This is a genomic window from Pseudomonas sp. LH1G9, from assembly GCF_002949975.1.
Taxonomy (GTDB): domain Bacteria; phylum Pseudomonadota; class Gammaproteobacteria; order Pseudomonadales; family Pseudomonadaceae; genus Aquipseudomonas; species Aquipseudomonas veronii.
The window spans coordinates 3,881,981-3,897,539 of sequence record NZ_CP026880.1 but is presented as its reverse complement, the minus strand read 5'-3'; the positions used below and the strand labels follow the sequence as shown (position 1 = coordinate 3,897,539).

Genomic DNA, 15,559 nt, shown 5'->3' with positions numbered 1-15,559 from the left:
TTGTCAGCGTTGCTGATAACAATCCTTACGAAAAAATCCGGGAGAGCGGTATGGCTATCAGTGCACTCGATAGAGCAATGGGCATGGTCAATGGGCAGAACAGCCTTGATCAGGGGGGCTTGCAAGAGGTTGGCCAGCAGCCGGGTAAGATGCTCGCCGATATGAAGAAGCTTCTGGAGAAGCTGGAAGGCAGCAACGGTGCTCAGGGCGGTGGCGGTGCTCAGGGCAGTGGCGGTGCTCAGGGCAGTGGCGGTGCTCAGGGCGGTGGCGATTCCTCGGGCTCTGGCGGTTCCGGCGATCAACTGGATATGGAGAAACTGAAGAAGATGATGGCCGGGCGCCAAGGCATGGAAGCGATGATGCCGGACAGCGACAACGGTCGTAAGATCGGCGGCTGACAGGCAAAAAAACCCACCGTTCAGGTGGGTTTTTTTCCAGCATCGATCAGTAAGCGACGGACGAACGTGGCTTGACCGGCTGGTTGTCGTTGGAGATGGTCACTTCAACGCGGCGGTTCATGGCGCGCCCGGAAACGCTGCCGTTATCGGCCACCGGGTATTCCTTGCCATAGCCCTGGGTCACGATGCGCGAAATGTCCACGCCTTGCTGGGCCAGTGCGCGCTGCACGGAGGCCGCACGGCGCTCGGACAGGCTCTGGTTGTACGAATCGGAACCGGTGCTGTCGGTGTAGCCTTCGACGATCACTTTACGGTCCGGGTTATCGCGCAGGAACTGCGCCAGCTTGGTGATGTTGACCAGGCCGTTGGACTTCAGGTCGGACTTGTTGGTGGCAAACAGCACGTCACCAAAGGTCACCAGGGTGCCACGCTCGGTCTGCTTGGCGTTCAGGCTGTCTTGCAGTTGCTTGATCTGCGCATCGCGGGCATCGAGCAGGGCGCGGGCGCGCTCGTCACCGGCGTTTTTCAGTTTGGCTTCGGATTCGCGCAGCGCGATGGTGTCTTTGGCCACTTCAACGCGCTGGTTGGTCAGGTAGGCCAATTGGTCGACTTTCTTCTGGTCTTCCTTGTCGCGGTAAGCCTTGTCAGCCTTGTCCAGCCATTCGCTGGCGTCCTTGGTTTCCAGGGCCGCCACTTTGGTGGCTTGCGGGTTGGACTGCAGGGCCGAGAAGTTGGTCCGTGCATTTTCCAGGTTCGCGTTCGGCGGAGTGGAGCATGCTGCCAGAGCAACGCTCATCGCCAGCAGGGCAGGGATCATCAATTGTTTGCGCATAGTCGTGTCGTCCTTTCAATTCGATATCAGGTGCGATGCAGCCAAGGGGCGGCGGCTTATTTCTGTTGGATAGCAGCCGGGCGCATGCCTTCCTTGCGCAGTTCATCAACCGCTTTCTGCGAGTCCTTCACCGCCTGCTCGGCCTTGGCGGCCTGGGCTTTACGCTCAGCGACGCGGGCGTCCCATTCGGCTTGCTCGGCCAGGCGACGGGCTTCGTCATAGTTTTTGTCGTGCATGGCAATTTCGGCTTGCTTGAGCTTGTCCTGGGCCGACTTCATTTCCACGGCGGCGAACTCGGTGCCGCCGGCGCTGACTGCGCTGTTGACCGCAGACTGAGTCACCGCGTATTGCTCGGTCGGTGGGTTGCCCGCGCAGCCCGCCAGGACGAAGCTAGTGCCGATGGCCAACGCGGCCAGTTTGAGCCCGCGCAGGTGGTTAAACGTGGATTTGGCAGTGCTGGTCTTCATCGTCTTCAACTCCATTGGATAACGCCTCAAAAACATCAAAATCCATCGCACTGGTCAGCGGCTGCGGGCCCGGCGGTAAAGCACGAAACGCCTATTCAAACGGCCGTTCCAAGTGATGGCTTACTGGTTGTGACCTGCGGCTTTTTTCAAAAGTTCAGAGAAGATGGCTATTGGCCTGAAAAAATACCTGACTGATCGGTCAGCGCTTTTTGGCTTGAACTTTTGCCGCGCGCAGAGGTATGCCGGGCCCTTGTGAGGCCCGGAAATACGCGGGATGGAGGGTGTTTAAGAACGGCTGATCAGTGCTTCGGTTCGTCGGCGCCGGCCGACATGTCGTGCAGATAGCGGCGCGACAATGTCAGGAAGCGCGGGGTGGGGCCAACGTCTTCATACAACGGATCACCCTCTTCGTCGGTGGCAATCACATGCTGGCCCTTGATGTACGGAAAGCTGGTTTCCAGCTCTTCGAGGGCGGCGCCGATCAGCTCGCCGAGCAATTCTTCGGGGTGGCGCTTGGGGTACATCTCCGCGATGGCCGCCAGGCGGGCGGCGGATTCCACGTCCAGATGGATCGCGTACTCCGTCTTGGTCAGGCGACCCTTGGCGTTTTCTTCCCAATGCTGGGCCAGTTCTCGAATTTTCATGGCAACCTCAATAAAACCCTGGGTAACGGGCGGTGATGAGTGACCAGCCGCCAGCGTGGATAAACGCGGCGACTCACTCATGAGACTAGCTGTAAGCCACAAGGTTTAAAGTGGTTTGTGCTTGGCCTTGTCAGAAAGTGACGCGGGCGGCACTCTGGAAGGCCTGCGCGTCCCGGATTTCTGGCTGGAGATTGGCTGATGAGTGATATCGATGCACGCTTGCGTGAGGATGTTCACCTGCTGGGTGAACTGTTGGGCAACACCATTCGAGAGCAGTACGGCGATGATTTTCTCGACAAGATCGAGCAGATCCGCAAAGGCGCCAAGGCTGACCGGCGTGGCGCGGTGGCCGATCAGGCGGCGGGCGAGGAACTCAGCGCCAGTCTGAACCAACTGCAGGAAAACGAACTGTTGCCGGTCGCCCGGGCCTTCAACCAGTTCCTCAACCTGGCCAACATCGCCGAGCAGTATCAGTTGATTCATCGGCGCGATGAGTCGCAACCGGCGCCTTTCGAATCGCGGGTGTTGCCGGAGTTGTTGGCGCGCCTGCAACGCGAAGGCCACAGCAATGAATCCCTGGCCCGTCAATTGGGGCGCCTGGAGATCGAACTGGTCCTCACCGCGCACCCCACCGAAGTGGCCCGTCGCACCTTGATCCAGAAATACGACGCGATTGCTGCGCAACTGGCGCTGAAGGATCACCGTGACCTCACCACCGCCGAGCGCGAACAGATCCGCGAGCGCCTGCAACGGCTGATCGCCGAGGCCTGGCACACCGAGGAAATCCGCCGTACCCGGCCCACGCCCGTGGATGAAGCCAAATGGGGCTTCGCGGTGATCGAACACTCGTTATGGCAGGCAATCCCGAATTACCTGCGCAAGGCCGACCATGCGTTGCAGGCCGCCACCGGCCTGCGCCTGCCTTTGGAAGCGGCGCCGATTCGCTTCGCCTCGTGGATGGGCGGCGACCGTGACGGCAACCCGAATGTCACCGCGCCGGTCACCCGCGAAGTCTTGCTGCTGGCGCGCTGGATGGCGGCCGATCTGTACTTGCGCGATATCGATCAGTTGGCCTCGGAGCTGTCGATGCAGCAGGCCAGCCCGGCGTTGCAGGCCAAGGTCGGCGACAGCGTCGAGCCGTATCGCGTGCTGCTCAAGCAACTGCGTGATCGCCTGCGGGCGACCCGCCAATGGGCCCAAGCCGCATTGAGCGCGGCCATCCCGGCACCGGCGGATGTGCTGCAACACAACCGCGACCTGCTGGACCCGCTGGAGCTGTGCTACCAGTCGCTGCATGAGTGCGGCATGGGCGTGATCGCCGATGGTCCGTTGCTCGATTGCCTGCGCCGCGCCGTCACCTTTGGCCTGTTCCTGGTGCGCCTGGATGTGCGCCAGGACGCCAGCCGCCACACCGCGGCGATGACCGAAATCACCGATTACCTCGGTCTGGGGCGTTACGAAGACTGGAACGAAGAGATGCGTATCGGCTTCCTGATGAAGGAACTGGTCAATCGTCGACCGCTGCTACCGGGCTATTTCAAGCCGTCGGCGGATACCGCCGAGGTGTTGAACACCTGCCGCGAAATCGCCGCCGCCCCGGCCGCGTCCCTGGGCTCGTATGTCATTTCCATGGCCGGCGCCGCGTCGGATGTGCTGGCGGTGCAACTGTTGCTCAAAGAGTCGGGCGTGCAACGGCCGATGCGCGTGGCGCCGCTGTTCGAAACCCTGGCCGACCTGGACAACGCCGGCCCGGTGATCGAAAAACTGTTGCTGCTGCCGGGTTACCGCGCACGGCTGCAAGGCCCGCAGGAAGTGATGATCGGCTACTCGGACTCGGCCAAGGACGCCGGCACCACCGCCGCCGCCTGGGCGCAGTATCGGGCGCAGGAACGTCTGGTGGATATCTGTCGCGAGCAACAGGTGGAACTGCTGTTGTTCCATGGTCGCGGCGGCACCGTCGGACGAGGCGGCGGCCCGGCCCACGCGGCGATTCTGTCGCAACCGCCGGGCTCGGTGGCGGGGCGGTTCCGCACCACTGAACAAGGCGAAATGATCCGCTTCAAATTCGGCCTGCCGGACATCGCCGAGCAGAACCTCAATCTGTACCTGGCGGCGGTGTTGGAAGCGACGTTGTTGCCGCCGCCACCACCGCAGCCGGACTGGCGCCATTTGATGGATGAATTGGCAGCGGACGGCGTCAGCGCCTACCGCGCGGTGGTGCGGGAAAATCCGCAATTCGTCGAGTATTTCCGCCAGTCCACCCCGGAGCAGGAGCTGGGGCGCCTGCCCTTGGGCAGTCGCCCGGCCAAACGCCGTGCCGGTGGTATTGAAAGCCTGCGGGCGATCCCGTGGATCTTCGGCTGGACCCAGACCCGCCTGATGCTGCCCGCCTGGCTCGGCTGGGAAGCGGCGTTGAGCAAGGCGCTGGAGCGCGGGGAAGGCGAGTTGCTGGGGCAGATGCGCGAGCAATGGCCGTTCTTCCGCACCCGCATCGATATGCTGGAAATGGTGCTGGCCAAGGCCGATGCCGATATCGCGCGGCTCTATGACGAGCGCCTGGTGCAGCCCGAGCTGTTGCCGTTGGGCGCGCATTTACGCGACCTATTGTCGCAGGCCTGCCAGGTGGTGCTTGGCCTGACTGGCCAGTCTCAACTGCTGGCCCATAGCCCGGACACCCTGGAGTTCATCCGCCTGCGCAACACCTACCTCGACCCCTTGCACCTGTTGCAGGCCGAATTGCTGGCGCGCTCGCGTCGCCAGGAAGCGGCACAAGACAGCCCTCTGGAACAGGCGTTGCTGGTGTCCGTGGCCGGTATCGCCGCCGGCTTGCGCAATACTGGCTGAGGTTTTTTGCGTGTGCTCAACGGCTTGCAGATAACCCACGACGGCCGCCCTTAACAGGGCGGTCGGCGTTTAGGGGGGCGGGTTGCACTCAGGCACACCTCTCCTATGACGCATGCGTGGTGCGGGTTTTTCCTACTTTTGGCGGCTTGTGTGGTTAAGGCCTGCTGTGTATCTTGATCAGCCTTTGGCCGTTTGGGCGGCCTGGACCCACATTTTTACGAGATTGGCCCCCGCGGCGAATCCGAGCGTCATCTCTATAAAAAATTGAGGAGCACATCGATGCGCGTCATTCTGCTGGGAGCTCCCGGGGCCGGTAAAGGTACTCAGGCAAAGTTCATCACTGAAAAATTTGGCATTCCACAAATCTCCACCGGTGACATGCTGCGCGCTGCGGTAAAAGCAGGCACCGAGCTGGGCATTAAAGCCAAAAGCATCATGGATGCTGGCGGTCTGGTTTCCGATGACCTGATCATCGCGCTGGTCAAGGACCGTATCGCGCAACCCGATTGCGCCAATGGTTTCCTGTTCGACGGCTTCCCACGCACCATTCCCCAGGCAGAAGCCCTGGTGACGGCGGGTGTCGAGTTGGACGCCGTGGTCGAGATCGCGGTTGAAGACGAAGAGATCGTGCAGCGTATCGCCGGTCGCCGCGTTCACGAGGCCTCGGGTCGCGTGTACCACACCATCTACAACCCGCCGAAAGTCGAAGGCAAGGACGATGTCACCGGTGAAGACCTGGTGCAGCGTAAAGACGACACCGAAGAAACCGTGCGTCATCGCCTGTCGGTCTACCATTCCCAGACCAAGCCGCTGGTGGATTTCTACCAGAAGCTGTCGGCTGCCCAAGGCAAGCCGAAGTACAGCCACATCCCTGGCGTCGGCTCGGTGGAAGCGATCACCGGCAAGGTGCTGCAAGCACTGAGCTGATCGAACGATCGGCTTTACGCACAACGGCCCGCTTGCGGGCCGTTGTTGTTTATACTGGCGCACTTTTTTTCGACTTGGACACCGACACCGATGAGCACCCTGCTGGCCCTGGACACTGCGACTGAAGCTTGCTCGGTTGCCTTGCTGCACGATGGCAAGGTCACCAGCCACTACGAGGTGATCCCGCGCCTGCACGCGCAGAAGCTGTTGCCGATGATCAAGCAACTGCTGGAGGACGCCGGCACGAGCCTGTCGGCCGTGGACGCCATCGCCTTCGGCCGTGGCCCGGGCGCCTTTACCGGCGTGCGTATCGCCATCGGCGTGGTCCAGGGCCTGGCCTTTGCGTTGGAGCGCCCGGTGTTGCCGGTGTCCAACCTCGCCGTGCTGGCCCAGCGTGCGTTGCGTGAACACGGCGCACGGCAAGTGGCGGCGGCGATCGATGCGCGGATGGATGAAGTCTATTGGGGCTGCTACCGCGAAACCGACGGCGAGATGCGCCTGGCAGGCGTTGAGGCCGTGCTGCCCCCCGAAGCGGCGGAGTTGCCGAGCGATGCCAGCGGTGATTGGTTCGGTGCCGGTACGGGCTGGGGTTATGGCGAGCGCATCGGTGTGCCGCTGGTTGGCCAGGACGCCACAATGCTGCCGCATGCCGAAGACCTGCTGACCCTGGCGCGCTTTGCGTTCGAGCGCGGCGAAGCGATTGCTGCGGACCAGGCGGCGCCGGTGTATCTGCGCGATAAAGTCGCGCAGACCAAGGCCGAACGCGGGATAATTTGACGTCAAAAGTACGGGTGTTTTTGGCCAAAGCGCGCCAATCGTCAGAATTTGCCCCGGCGTTTAAACCTTTTTCCATTTATGTGTTCTAGTTATCACCAGAGCATTTGCGCGCTACGGATTGCGCCACTAAAATGCCATTACTGATACCGAGTTCGCATCGATGCGTATAGACGGCTTTTCCTCACAGTCCTACCCCCTCAAGCGTAAGCCGCGCAAGGCAAACGTCACGGTAGACGAGTCCGTCGAGGATTCGCCGGACTTCATCGAGGTCCAGTCCGAAGCGTCCAGCCCCCAAGGCGCTGCAAACGCGCGTACCAGCGGTCTTCCTGCCCGTCAGCAAGACATGGTCTTCCCGCGCTCCATGAGCAAAAGCGTCGCCACCGCCCTGGCCAGCTACCTGACCACCGCCGGCTTTGTCGAATGGGATATGGAAGTGCTGGGTCTCGACATCCACATCTGATGCGCCTGCCTTATTTCATCGGTTGCCCGTCCTGGAGTGAAAACGCCTGGCGCGAGTACCTGTACCCTGTCGATGCCCGTTCCAGCGATTACCTCGCCCTCTACTCGCAAGTCTTCAACGCGGTGGAAGGCAACACCACGTTTTATGCGCGCCCGTCAGCCGCCACCGTGCAGCGCTGGGCCGAGATCATGCCCGCGGATTTTCGCTTCACTGCCAAGTTCCCCGGTGACATCAGTCACGGTGGCGACCTGCGTGAGCAACTGCCGGCGGCACACAGTTTCGTCGGCTTGATGAGCCCGTTGGGTGAGCGCGTTTCGCCGCTGTGGCTGCAATTGTCGGCCAGCTTTTCGCCGCAGCGCCTTGGTGAGTTGGCCGGGTTTATCGACGGGCTGGAACGCCCCCTGGCCGTGGAAGTGCGCCACCCGCAATTCTTCGCCAAGGGCGATGCCGAGCGCATGCTCAACCGCCTGCTGCGCGACCGTGGCGTCGAACGGATCTGCCTCGACCCTCGCGCCCTGTTCAGTTGCACATCCACCTCGGCCGCGGTGCTGCATGCCCAGGCGAAAAAACCCAAGGTACCACCGCGTCCGGCGGCGTTGACCCTGTTTCCCCAGGTGCGCTTCATCGGCCACCCCGAGCTTGAAGCCAACGACCCCTTCCTGATCCCGTGGGTGGAAAAGATCGCCGGTTGGATCGAAGAGGGACGCACCCCCTACGTGTTCCTGCACACCTCGGATAACCGCCTCGCCGCGCAACTGGCGCTGCGTTTTCACGCCAAGCTGATGGCACGTTTGCCCGGCTTGCCCGCGTTGCCGACCTTGCACCGCGAACCCGCAGCGCAGCAACTGGGGTTACTCTAAGGCTCCTTTTCCCGCCAGGAGTCAGTCATGGATGCCCAAACCCTTCGCGCCGAAACCTTCAAGGCCCTGCATGCACGCGATCGTGCGTTTGTGATGCCCAACCCGTGGGACGCAGGCTCGGCGATCATGCTCGCCAGCCTCGGCTTCGAAGCCCTGGCCACCACCAGCGCGGGCTACGCGTTCAGCCTGGGGCGCCGGCGCTGTCCCTGGAAGACACCCTGGTCAACGCCACGATGATCGCCAAGGCCACCGCGTTGCCGGTGGCCGCCGACCTGGAAAACGGCTTCAGCGACACCCCCGACGGTTGCGCCCGGACCATTTTGCGCGCGGCGGCCAGCGGTATCGTCGGTGGCTCCATCGAAGATGCCACGGGTATCGCCGTCGACCCGATCTATTCCTTTGACCTTTCCGTCGAGCGTGTGGAAGCTGCGGTCGTTGCTGCGCGCAGCCTGCCATTCCCGTTCATGCTGACGGCCCGTGCAGAAAACCTCCTGCATGGTCGCCTGGATTTGCCTGACACTATTCGCCGCCTGCAGGCCTACGCCGAAGCCGGTGCGGACGTGCTCTATGCGCCGGGGCTGCGCAGTGCCGAGGAGGTGCTGGCGGTGGTCAAGGCCGTGGCCCCAAAACCGGTGAATGTGTTGATGTCCGGCGGCCTGAAACTCAGTGTGGCGCAGTTGAGCGCGATGGGCGTCAAGCGCATCAGCGTGGGCTCGGCCATGGCGCTGGCGGCGTATGGCGAGTTTTACCGCGCGGCGCAGGAGGTGTACCAGTCCGGCACGTTTACTTTCACCGAGCGCTCGATGCCCTACAGCCAGGCGAGCCAATTCTTCAAGGATTAAGCGGCGCGTGTTCGCACGGCATGGGGCGCGGCGTTGAGGCTTATGCCGCCAGGCGCAGGTTGTTGACGATCAGCGGACGCGCCCAGTGGTAGTCGAAGTCCAGGGCCTTTTGTTGGGCGACCAGCTCTTCTTGCGGGAACGGCGTGGCGGCTGGTGGCAGCAGGTCCAGTTCGAACTCGGCGATCGGCAAGTGCAATGGGCGCGGTTCCGGCGCGGCGCCGGGTTCCGGTAACGGTTGGCCGGCGCTCAGCACGATCGGGCGCACCCAAGTGCTTTCGAAATTCTGCTGGCGCTGCTGGGCGACGATCTCTTCTTGCGGGAATGGCGTGGCGGCCGGTGGCAACAACTCGGTTTCGAATTCGGCAATCGGCAGGAACAGCGGTTCAGGCGGGGCGATCTCGGTGTCTTTCACGTCGCACTCACGCTGGGTGAGGATCTGCGACAGCAGGTCAGCGCCAGCGCTGGGTTCCACCGCCGGGTCCAGCGGCGCTGGCGCCTTGGCCGCGAGCGCGTCCGGCGTTTCGCCGAGCTGCTCGGCCAACGCGCGGGCGAAGAAGTCCTGCCACACATGACTGACGCCGGCCAGCGCTTGAGTATTGCGCAGGCCGTAGTGGTTGTGGGTCGGCAGTACACCGATGGTTAGCGGAAGAATGTCTGACATTTTTCTCGGTCGACGCTCAGCTCTGGCAAAATACCTGATCCTTGTTTCTATCGGCCGTTGTTGGCCGATCCTTAATATTTTTGAGCGTAGCGATTCATGAGCGAACAACCAGCGGCCAGCCGCATCCAGGTCGAGGCCTTGGCCGACGGCTTCCAGGCCCGCGCCGAACAGTGGGCTGCGCTGCTGGGCTTGCCGCTACAGCTGGCGGATGCGGAGTTTTCCCTGCAAGTCGGGGAGCAAGGCCTGCAGTTGCAACAGCTCGGGCCTGACGCGCCAGGGCCGGTGCGCGTGGATTTCGTCGAAGGCGGCGCGGCGCATCGGCGGTTGTACGGCGGTGGCAGCGGGCAGATGATCGCCAAGGCCGTGGGCATCGCCCAAGGCGTGCGTCCACGGGTGCTGGACGCCACGGCCGGGCTGGGCAAGGACGCATTCGTGCTGGCCAGCCTGGGCTGCGAGATGAGCCTGATCGAACGTCAGCCGCTGATCGGCGCATTGCTCGAGGATGGCCTGGCACGCGCGGCGGAGGATTTTGAGGTGGCGCCGATCGTGGCGCGGATGACGCTGCTCAAGGGCAACTCCATTGAGGTGATGCTCAATTGGCAAGGCGAGCCGCCCCAGGTGATCTACCTCGATCCGATGTTCCCGCACCGTGAGAAAACCGCCCTGGTGAAGAAGGAAATGCGCCTGTTCCGCCCCTTGGTCGGCGACGATCCAGACGCACCGGCCCTGCTGGCGGCGGCGCTGGCCCTGGCCAGCCACCGCGTGGTGGTCAAGCGCCCGCGCAAGGCGCCGTGCATCGAGGGGCCCAAGCCGAGCCATGCGCTGGATGGTAAATCCAGCCGCTACGACATCTATCCGAAAAAGGCACTCAAGTCCTGAGCCTCGCGCTGCAAGCGATCACCCGTTGCCGCTTGCAGCGGGTTCTCGGCGATAGGCCCGCATAAACAATCCCACCACGTCCTGCACGTGGGCTTCGGCCGCTTCCTCGCTCAATTGCCCGCCGCAGCCATACAACAAGCAGAAGTTCGCCGTGCCCTTGAGCAGACAGAAGAAGTGTTCGGCTGCGGTAAGGGGCTTGTCGATGCTCAGCGCGCCGCTCTGGTCGATGTGCCCGAGCAGACGCTCCATGCCTTGCAACATCCGCATCGGCCCGGCTTCGAAGAAGATCTGCGAGAGTTTCACGTCCTGATTGCCCGTGGTCATCATCAGGCGGTGCAGGTTCACCGATTCCTTGCTGTTGACCAAGCGATGGAAGCGGCGCCCGATATTCAGTAGCACCGTCTCCACAGGCACACCCTCGGGCAGCTCAAAGTACATCACCGGCAACTGTTCTTCGCACTTGGCCATCACGGCGGCGGTGAACAAGGTCTCTTTGTCGGTGAAGTGGCTGTAGACGGTCAGTTTCGATACGCCGGCCTCAAGGGCCACGGCATCCATGCTGGTATTTGCGTAACCGTTGCTCAAAAACAGGATTTTCGCTGCTTCGAGGATTGCCTGGCGTTTTGCCATGTCCTTGGGGCGCCCAGGGCTACTGGTATTGACAAGATTGTCGGACATTTCCACCTTTAATACTGGACTGGTGAGTTTGGTATTAATAACATACTGCCCAGTATAATTATTCCTAGCATCATTTGCGAAAGGTCCTTCAGCATGCGCAGCATTCTCCTGCCCCTTGCGTTGCCTGCCAGCCTGGTCTTTCTACTCGCCGCCTGCGGCCATGAAGAATCGCCCCAGACTACCCTCCGCCCGGCCATGGTGGTGCAACCACAGCCTGCAGCGCAGATGATGGACAGTTATCCAGGCGAGGTGCGTGCCCGGTACGAGCCGGACCTGGCCTTTCGCATCGGCGGCAAGGTCAGCAAACGGCTGGTGGAGGAGGGCGAGCGGGTCAAGGCCAATCAACCGCTGGCGGAACTCGACCCTCAGGATGTGCGCCTGCAACTGGAAGCCACCCGCGCCCAGGTGGCCGCCGCCGAGGCCAACCTGCGGCTGGTGCGTGCCGAGCGTGACCGCTACAAGACCCTGATGGATCGTCAGTTGGTCAGCCGTTCCCAGTACGACAATGCTGAAAATCTGTACCGATCAGGTGAGGCTCGCCTCAAGCAGATCAAGGCCGAGTTCGATGTGTCCAGTAACCAGGCCGGTTATGCCGTACTCCGCGCTCCGCAGGACGGCGTGGTTGCCAAGCGCGCGGTGGAAGTCGGCCAGGTGGTGTCCGCCGGCCAGACCGTGTTCACCCTGGCCACCGATGGCGAGCGTGAAGTGCTGATCAGCCTGCCCGAGCAAGGTTTCGGCCGGTTCAAGATCGGCCAGCCGGTGTCGGTCGAGTTATGGAGCCAGCCGGGCCAGCGATTTGCCGGACGTATTCGCGAACTGTCGCCCGCAGCCGATCCGAAATCGCGCACCTTCGCTGCGCGCATCGCCTTCACCGGCGGCAAGGTTCCGGCCGAGCTGGGCCAGAGCGCCCGCGTTTTCATACAGGCAGACGGTGTTATTCCTCTGTCGGTGCCGCTGTCAGCCTTGAGCGCGGAGAACGGCGTGTCCTACGTCTGGCGCGTGCAGCCGGATGACACCCTTGTGCGTACCCCGGTGCGTATCGGCGCCTTTGGCGAAAAAACCGTACCCGTGCTCGAAGGCTTGAGCCCTACCGACTGGGTGATTGCCGCCGGCGTTCATGTGCTCCATGAGGGGCAGCAAGTGCGCCCGGTGGATCGCTCCAACCGGGTGGTGAATCTGGCGGTCAAGGAGTAGTCCCCGATGGGTTTCAATCTTTCCGAATGGGCGTTGCGTAATCGCCAGATCGTACTGTTCCTGATGATCCTGCTGGCGGTGGTCGGCACTTTGTCCTACACCAAGCTTGGGCAAAGCGAAGACCCGCCGTTCACCTTCAAGGCCATGGTGATCAAGACCAATTGGCCCGGTGCCACGGCCCAGGACGTGTCGCGCCAGGTCACCGAACGCATCGAGAAAAAGCTCATGGAGACCGGTGAGTACGAGCGCATTGTGTCTTTCTCGCGCCCCGGCGAATCCCAGGTCACCTTCATCGCCCGCGACGCCATGCGCTCGGCGCAGATTCCCGAGCTGTGGTACCAGGTGCGCAAGAAGATCAGCGATATTCGCCAGACCTTGCCGCCGGATATCCAGGGACCGTTTTTCAACGATGAATTCGGCACCACCTTCGGCAATATCTACGCCCTGACCGGCGACGGCTTTGACTATGCCGTGCTCAAGGACTACGCCGACCGCATCCAGATTCAACTGCAGCGCGTGCCGGATGTGGGCAAGGTCGAACTGCTCGGCCTGCAGGATGAGAAGATCTGGATCGAGCTGTCCAACCTCAAACTCGCCACGCTCGGCTTACCGCTGGCCGCTGTTCAACAAGCGCTGCAGGAGCAGAACGCGGTCTCCACTGCCGGCTTCTTTGAAACCCCGACTGAGCGCGTGCAACTGCGGGTGTCGGGTAACTTCAAGAGTGTGGAAGAGATTCGCAGCTTCCCGATTCGCGTAGGTGACCGAACCTTCCGTATTGGCGATGTGGCCGACATCCACCGTGGCTTCAATGATCCACCGGCGCCGCGCATGCGCTTTATGGGCGAAGACGCGATCGGTCTGGCCGTCGCCATGCACGAGGGCGGCGACATTCTGGTGTTGGGCAAAGCCCTCGAAGGCGAGTTCGCACGCCTGCAGAAGAACCTTCCGGCGGGCATGCAACTGCGCAAGGTGTCGGACCAACCGGCGGCGGTGAAAACCGGTGTCGGAGAGTTCGTCCGGGTACTGGCCGAGGCGCTGGGCATTGTCTTGCTGGTGAGTTTTTTCTCCCTCGGTATACGCACTGGCATGGTCGTGGCCCTGGCGATTCCTCTGGTGCTGGCGATGACCTTTGCCTGCATGTACTACCTCGGCATCGGCTTGCATAAGATCTCCCTCGGCGCGCTGGTGCTGGCCCTGGGCTTGCTGGTGGATGACGCGATCATCGCCGTGGAAATGATGGCGATCAAAATGGAGCAGGGGTACGACCGCCTTAAAGCGGCCAGTTTTGCCTGGACCAGTACCGCGTTCCCGATGCTGACCGGTACGCTGATCACGGCGGCCGGCTTCCTGCCGATTGCCACCGCGCAATCGAGTACCGGTGAATACACCCGTTCGATCTTCCAGGTAGTGACCATCGCGTTGCTCGCCTCGTGGGTCGCGGCCGTGGTGTTCGTGCCGTACCTGGGCGAAAAACTCCTGCCGGACTTGGCGAAAATTCATGCGGCTAAACACGGCGCTGACGGTCCCGATCCCTACGGCACACCGTTCTACCAGCGTGTCAGACGTTTGCTGGAGTGGTGTGTCAGTCGGCGCAAGACCGTGATCGTGCTGACGCTGCTGCTGTTTGTCGGCTCGGTCGCACTGTTTCGTTTTGTGCCGCAACAGTTCTTCCCGGCTTCCGGCCGCCTGGAGTTGATGGTCGACCTGAAGCTCGCCGAGGGCGCGTCCCTGAGCAACACCGCTGGCCAGGTCAAGCGCCTGGAAGCCCTGCTCAAGGAACACGCCGGCATCGACAACTACGTGGCCTATGTCGGAACCGGTTCGCCGCGCTTCTATCTGCCCCTCGACCAGCAACTGCCGGCCGCCAGCTTTGCGCAGTTCGTGGTGTTGGCCAAGTCCATCGAAGAGCGCGAAAGCCTGCGCATCTGGTTGATCGAAACCCTCAACGAGCAGTTCCCCGACCTGCGTTCACGGGTCACACGCCTGGAAAACGGCCCGCCCGTGGGTTACCCGGTGCAGTTTCGCGTGACCGGCGAGCATATCGACGAAGTCCGTGCCCTGGCGCGCAAAGTGGCGGCCAAGGTGCGCGAAAATACCCACGTAGCTAACGTGCATCTGGACTGGGAGGAACCGAGCAAGATCGTCTACCTCAATATCGACCAGGACCGTGCGCGCGCCCTCGGTGTGAGTACCGCCAACCTGTCGAAATTCCTGCAGAGTTCTCTGACCGGCGCCAGCGTCAGCCAGTACCGGGAAGACAACGAGTTGATCGAAATTCTCCTGCGCGGCACTGTCCATGAGCGCACTGAACTGTCGCTGCTGCCGAGCCTGGCCGTGCCGACCGACAACGGCAAAAGCGTCGCGCTGTCGCAGATCGCCACCCTCGAATACGGCTTTGAGGAAGGCATCATCTGGCACCGTAACCGCCTGCCCACCGTGACCGTGCGCGCCGACATCTACGGCAAGGAACAACCGGCGACCCTGGTTCAGCAGATCCTGCCGACCCTCGAAGGCGTGCGTGCCGAACTGCCGGACGGCTACCTGCTGGACGTCGGCGGTACCGTCGAGGACTCGGCCCGCGGGCAGAATTCGGTCAAGGCCGGTGTACCGCTGTTTATCGTGGTGGTGCTGACGCTGCTGATGCTGCAACTGCGCAGCTTCTCACGCACGGTAATGGTATTTCTCACGGCACCCCTGGGGCTGATCGGGGTCACGCTGTTCCTGCTGGTGTTCCGCCAACCCTTCGGCTTCGTGGCCATGCTCGGCACCATCGCCCTGTCAGGAATGATCATGCGCAACTCGGTGATTCTGGTGGACCAGATCGAACAGGACATCAAGGCAGGGCTGGCGCCGTGGCAGGCGATTATCGAAGCCACTGTCCGACGCTTCCGGCCGATTGTTCTCACAGCCCTCGCGGCGGTACTCGCGATGATCCCGCTGTCACGCAGTGTGTTCTTCGGGCCGATGGCAGTGGCGATCATGGGCGGGTTGATTGTGGCGACGGCGTTGACGTTGCTGTTCCTGCCCGCGCTTTATGCTGCATGGTTTCGTGTCAGGAAAACGGGTGACCAAGAGTAAGGAGAACAGGCGTATGTA

General features: G+C 62.2%; 14 protein-coding genes and 1 pseudogene. 10 read left to right on the top strand and 5 right to left on the bottom strand.

Annotation, left to right across the window (positions count from 1 at the left end):
• The first annotated feature begins 50 nt into the window (after window positions 1–50).
• A complete protein-coding gene (locus C5F70_RS18080; protein WP_104903817.1) occupies window positions 51–398 on the top strand; it encodes a hypothetical protein in 348 nt (115 codons plus the stop codon).
• A 46-nt stretch (window positions 399–444) separates the two neighbouring features.
• Here C5F70_RS18080 and C5F70_RS18075 read toward each other — a convergent pair whose 3' ends face one another.
• The 3 genes from C5F70_RS18075 to C5F70_RS18065 form a co-directional block, all read right to left on the bottom strand.
• Window positions 445–1,230: an OmpA family protein gene (locus tag C5F70_RS18075; protein WP_017844704.1), complete on the bottom strand. Its 786-nt coding sequence runs from the start codon at window positions 1,228–1,230 to the stop codon at window positions 445–447.
• Between the two features lie 56 nt (window positions 1,231–1,286).
• Window positions 1,287–1,712, bottom strand: a complete 426-nt coding sequence (locus tag C5F70_RS18070) for a DUF4398 domain-containing protein (protein ID WP_026139763.1) — start codon at window positions 1,710–1,712, stop codon at window positions 1,287–1,289.
• 284 nt (window positions 1,713–1,996) lie between these two features.
• Window positions 1,997–2,341, bottom strand: a complete 345-nt coding sequence (locus tag C5F70_RS18065; protein WP_017844706.1) for a hypothetical protein — start codon at window positions 2,339–2,341, stop codon at window positions 1,997–1,999.
• A 198-nt stretch (window positions 2,342–2,539) separates the two neighbouring features.
• Between C5F70_RS18065 and ppc the strand changes: the two genes are divergently transcribed.
• From ppc to C5F70_RS18035, 6 genes and pseudogenes are all read left to right on the top strand, one after another.
• Window positions 2,540–5,185: a phosphoenolpyruvate carboxylase gene (gene ppc / locus C5F70_RS18060; RefSeq protein WP_046490144.1), complete on the top strand. Its 2,646-nt coding sequence runs from the start codon at window positions 2,540–2,542 to the stop codon at window positions 5,183–5,185.
• A 279-nt stretch (window positions 5,186–5,464) separates the two neighbouring features.
• Window positions 5,465–6,112, top strand: coding sequence for an adenylate kinase (adk, locus tag C5F70_RS18055; RefSeq protein ID WP_046384484.1), 648 nt, complete (start codon window positions 5,465–5,467; stop codon window positions 6,110–6,112).
• Between the two features lie 90 nt (window positions 6,113–6,202).
• Complete coding sequence (gene tsaB / locus C5F70_RS18050; protein WP_104903816.1) at window positions 6,203–6,889, top strand: tRNA (adenosine(37)-N6)-threonylcarbamoyltransferase complex dimerization subunit type 1 TsaB; 687 nt, start codon at window positions 6,203–6,205, stop codon at window positions 6,887–6,889.
• A 160-nt stretch (window positions 6,890–7,049) separates the two neighbouring features.
• Window positions 7,050–7,349 (top strand): hypothetical protein, encoded by a 300-nt coding sequence (locus C5F70_RS18045; protein WP_017844710.1) that lies wholly within the window; start codon window positions 7,050–7,052, stop codon window positions 7,347–7,349.
• A complete protein-coding gene (locus C5F70_RS18040; protein ID WP_104903815.1) occupies window positions 7,349–8,209 on the top strand; it encodes a DUF72 domain-containing protein in 861 nt (286 codons plus the stop codon). The genes C5F70_RS18045 and C5F70_RS18040 overlap by 1 nt, the downstream gene beginning before the upstream one ends.
• A gap of 27 nt (window positions 8,210–8,236) precedes the next feature.
• A pseudogene (locus tag C5F70_RS18035) lies at window positions 8,237–9,051 on the top strand (oxaloacetate decarboxylase).
• Between the two features lie 40 nt (window positions 9,052–9,091).
• On the opposite strand, the gene C5F70_RS18030 reads toward C5F70_RS18035, so the two are convergent.
• On the bottom strand, window positions 9,092–9,712 hold the full coding sequence (locus C5F70_RS18030; RefSeq protein WP_017844713.1) for a hypothetical protein: 621 nt from the start codon (window positions 9,710–9,712) through the stop codon (window positions 9,092–9,094).
• Window positions 9,713–9,808: 96 nt separating this feature from the next.
• Here C5F70_RS18030 and C5F70_RS18025 point away from each other — a divergent pair, with 96 nt between their 5' ends.
• Window positions 9,809–10,591 (top strand): class I SAM-dependent methyltransferase, encoded by a 783-nt coding sequence (locus tag C5F70_RS18025; RefSeq protein WP_017844714.1) that lies wholly within the window; start codon window positions 9,809–9,811, stop codon window positions 10,589–10,591.
• Window positions 10,592–10,609: 18 nt separating this feature from the next.
• On the opposite strand, the gene C5F70_RS18020 is transcribed toward C5F70_RS18025, so the two are convergent.
• Window positions 10,610–11,269: a TetR/AcrR family transcriptional regulator gene (locus C5F70_RS18020; protein ID WP_046490153.1), complete on the bottom strand. Its 660-nt coding sequence runs from the start codon at window positions 11,267–11,269 to the stop codon at window positions 10,610–10,612.
• Between the two features lie 93 nt (window positions 11,270–11,362).
• On the opposite strand from C5F70_RS18020, the gene C5F70_RS18015 reads away from it, so the two are divergent.
• Both C5F70_RS18015 and C5F70_RS18010 read left to right on the top strand, forming a co-directional pair.
• Window positions 11,363–12,463 carry an efflux RND transporter periplasmic adaptor subunit gene (locus tag C5F70_RS18015; protein WP_017844716.1) on the top strand — a complete coding sequence of 367 codons (1,101 nt, stop codon included), beginning with the start codon at window positions 11,363–11,365 and terminating at the stop codon, window positions 12,461–12,463.
• A gap of 6 nt (window positions 12,464–12,469) precedes the next feature.
• A complete protein-coding gene (locus C5F70_RS18010) occupies window positions 12,470–15,541 on the top strand; it encodes an efflux RND transporter permease subunit (protein ID WP_017844717.1) in 3,072 nt (1,023 codons plus the stop codon).
• Window positions 15,542–15,559 lie beyond the last annotated feature (18 nt).

Coding starts and splice junctions, on each gene's coding strand:
- C5F70_RS18080 (WP_104903817.1), top strand. CDS start 51: ATGGCTATCAGTGCACTCGATAGAGCAATGGGCATGGTCAATGGGCAG.
- C5F70_RS18075 (WP_017844704.1), bottom strand. CDS start 1,230: ATGCGCAAACAATTGATGATCCCTGCCCTGCTGGCGATGAGCGTTGCT.
- C5F70_RS18070 (WP_026139763.1), bottom strand. CDS start 1,712: ATGGAGTTGAAGACGATGAAGACCAGCACTGCCAAATCCACGTTTAAC.
- C5F70_RS18065 (WP_017844706.1), bottom strand. CDS start 2,341: ATGAAAATTCGAGAACTGGCCCAGCATTGGGAAGAAAACGCCAAGGGT.
- ppc (WP_046490144.1), top strand. CDS start 2,540: ATGAGTGATATCGATGCACGCTTGCGTGAGGATGTTCACCTGCTGGGT.
- adk (WP_046384484.1), top strand. CDS start 5,465: ATGCGCGTCATTCTGCTGGGAGCTCCCGGGGCCGGTAAAGGTACTCAG.
- tsaB (WP_104903816.1), top strand. CDS start 6,203: ATGAGCACCCTGCTGGCCCTGGACACTGCGACTGAAGCTTGCTCGGTT.
- C5F70_RS18045 (WP_017844710.1), top strand. CDS start 7,050: ATGCGTATAGACGGCTTTTCCTCACAGTCCTACCCCCTCAAGCGTAAG.
- C5F70_RS18040 (WP_104903815.1), top strand. CDS start 7,349: ATGCGCCTGCCTTATTTCATCGGTTGCCCGTCCTGGAGTGAAAACGCC.
- C5F70_RS18030 (WP_017844713.1), bottom strand. CDS start 9,712: ATGTCAGACATTCTTCCGCTAACCATCGGTGTACTGCCGACCCACAAC.
- C5F70_RS18025 (WP_017844714.1), top strand. CDS start 9,809: ATGAGCGAACAACCAGCGGCCAGCCGCATCCAGGTCGAGGCCTTGGCC.
- C5F70_RS18020 (WP_046490153.1), bottom strand. CDS start 11,269: ATGTCCGACAATCTTGTCAATACCAGTAGCCCTGGGCGCCCCAAGGAC.
- C5F70_RS18015 (WP_017844716.1), top strand. CDS start 11,363: ATGCGCAGCATTCTCCTGCCCCTTGCGTTGCCTGCCAGCCTGGTCTTT.
- C5F70_RS18010 (WP_017844717.1), top strand. CDS start 12,470: ATGGGTTTCAATCTTTCCGAATGGGCGTTGCGTAATCGCCAGATCGTA.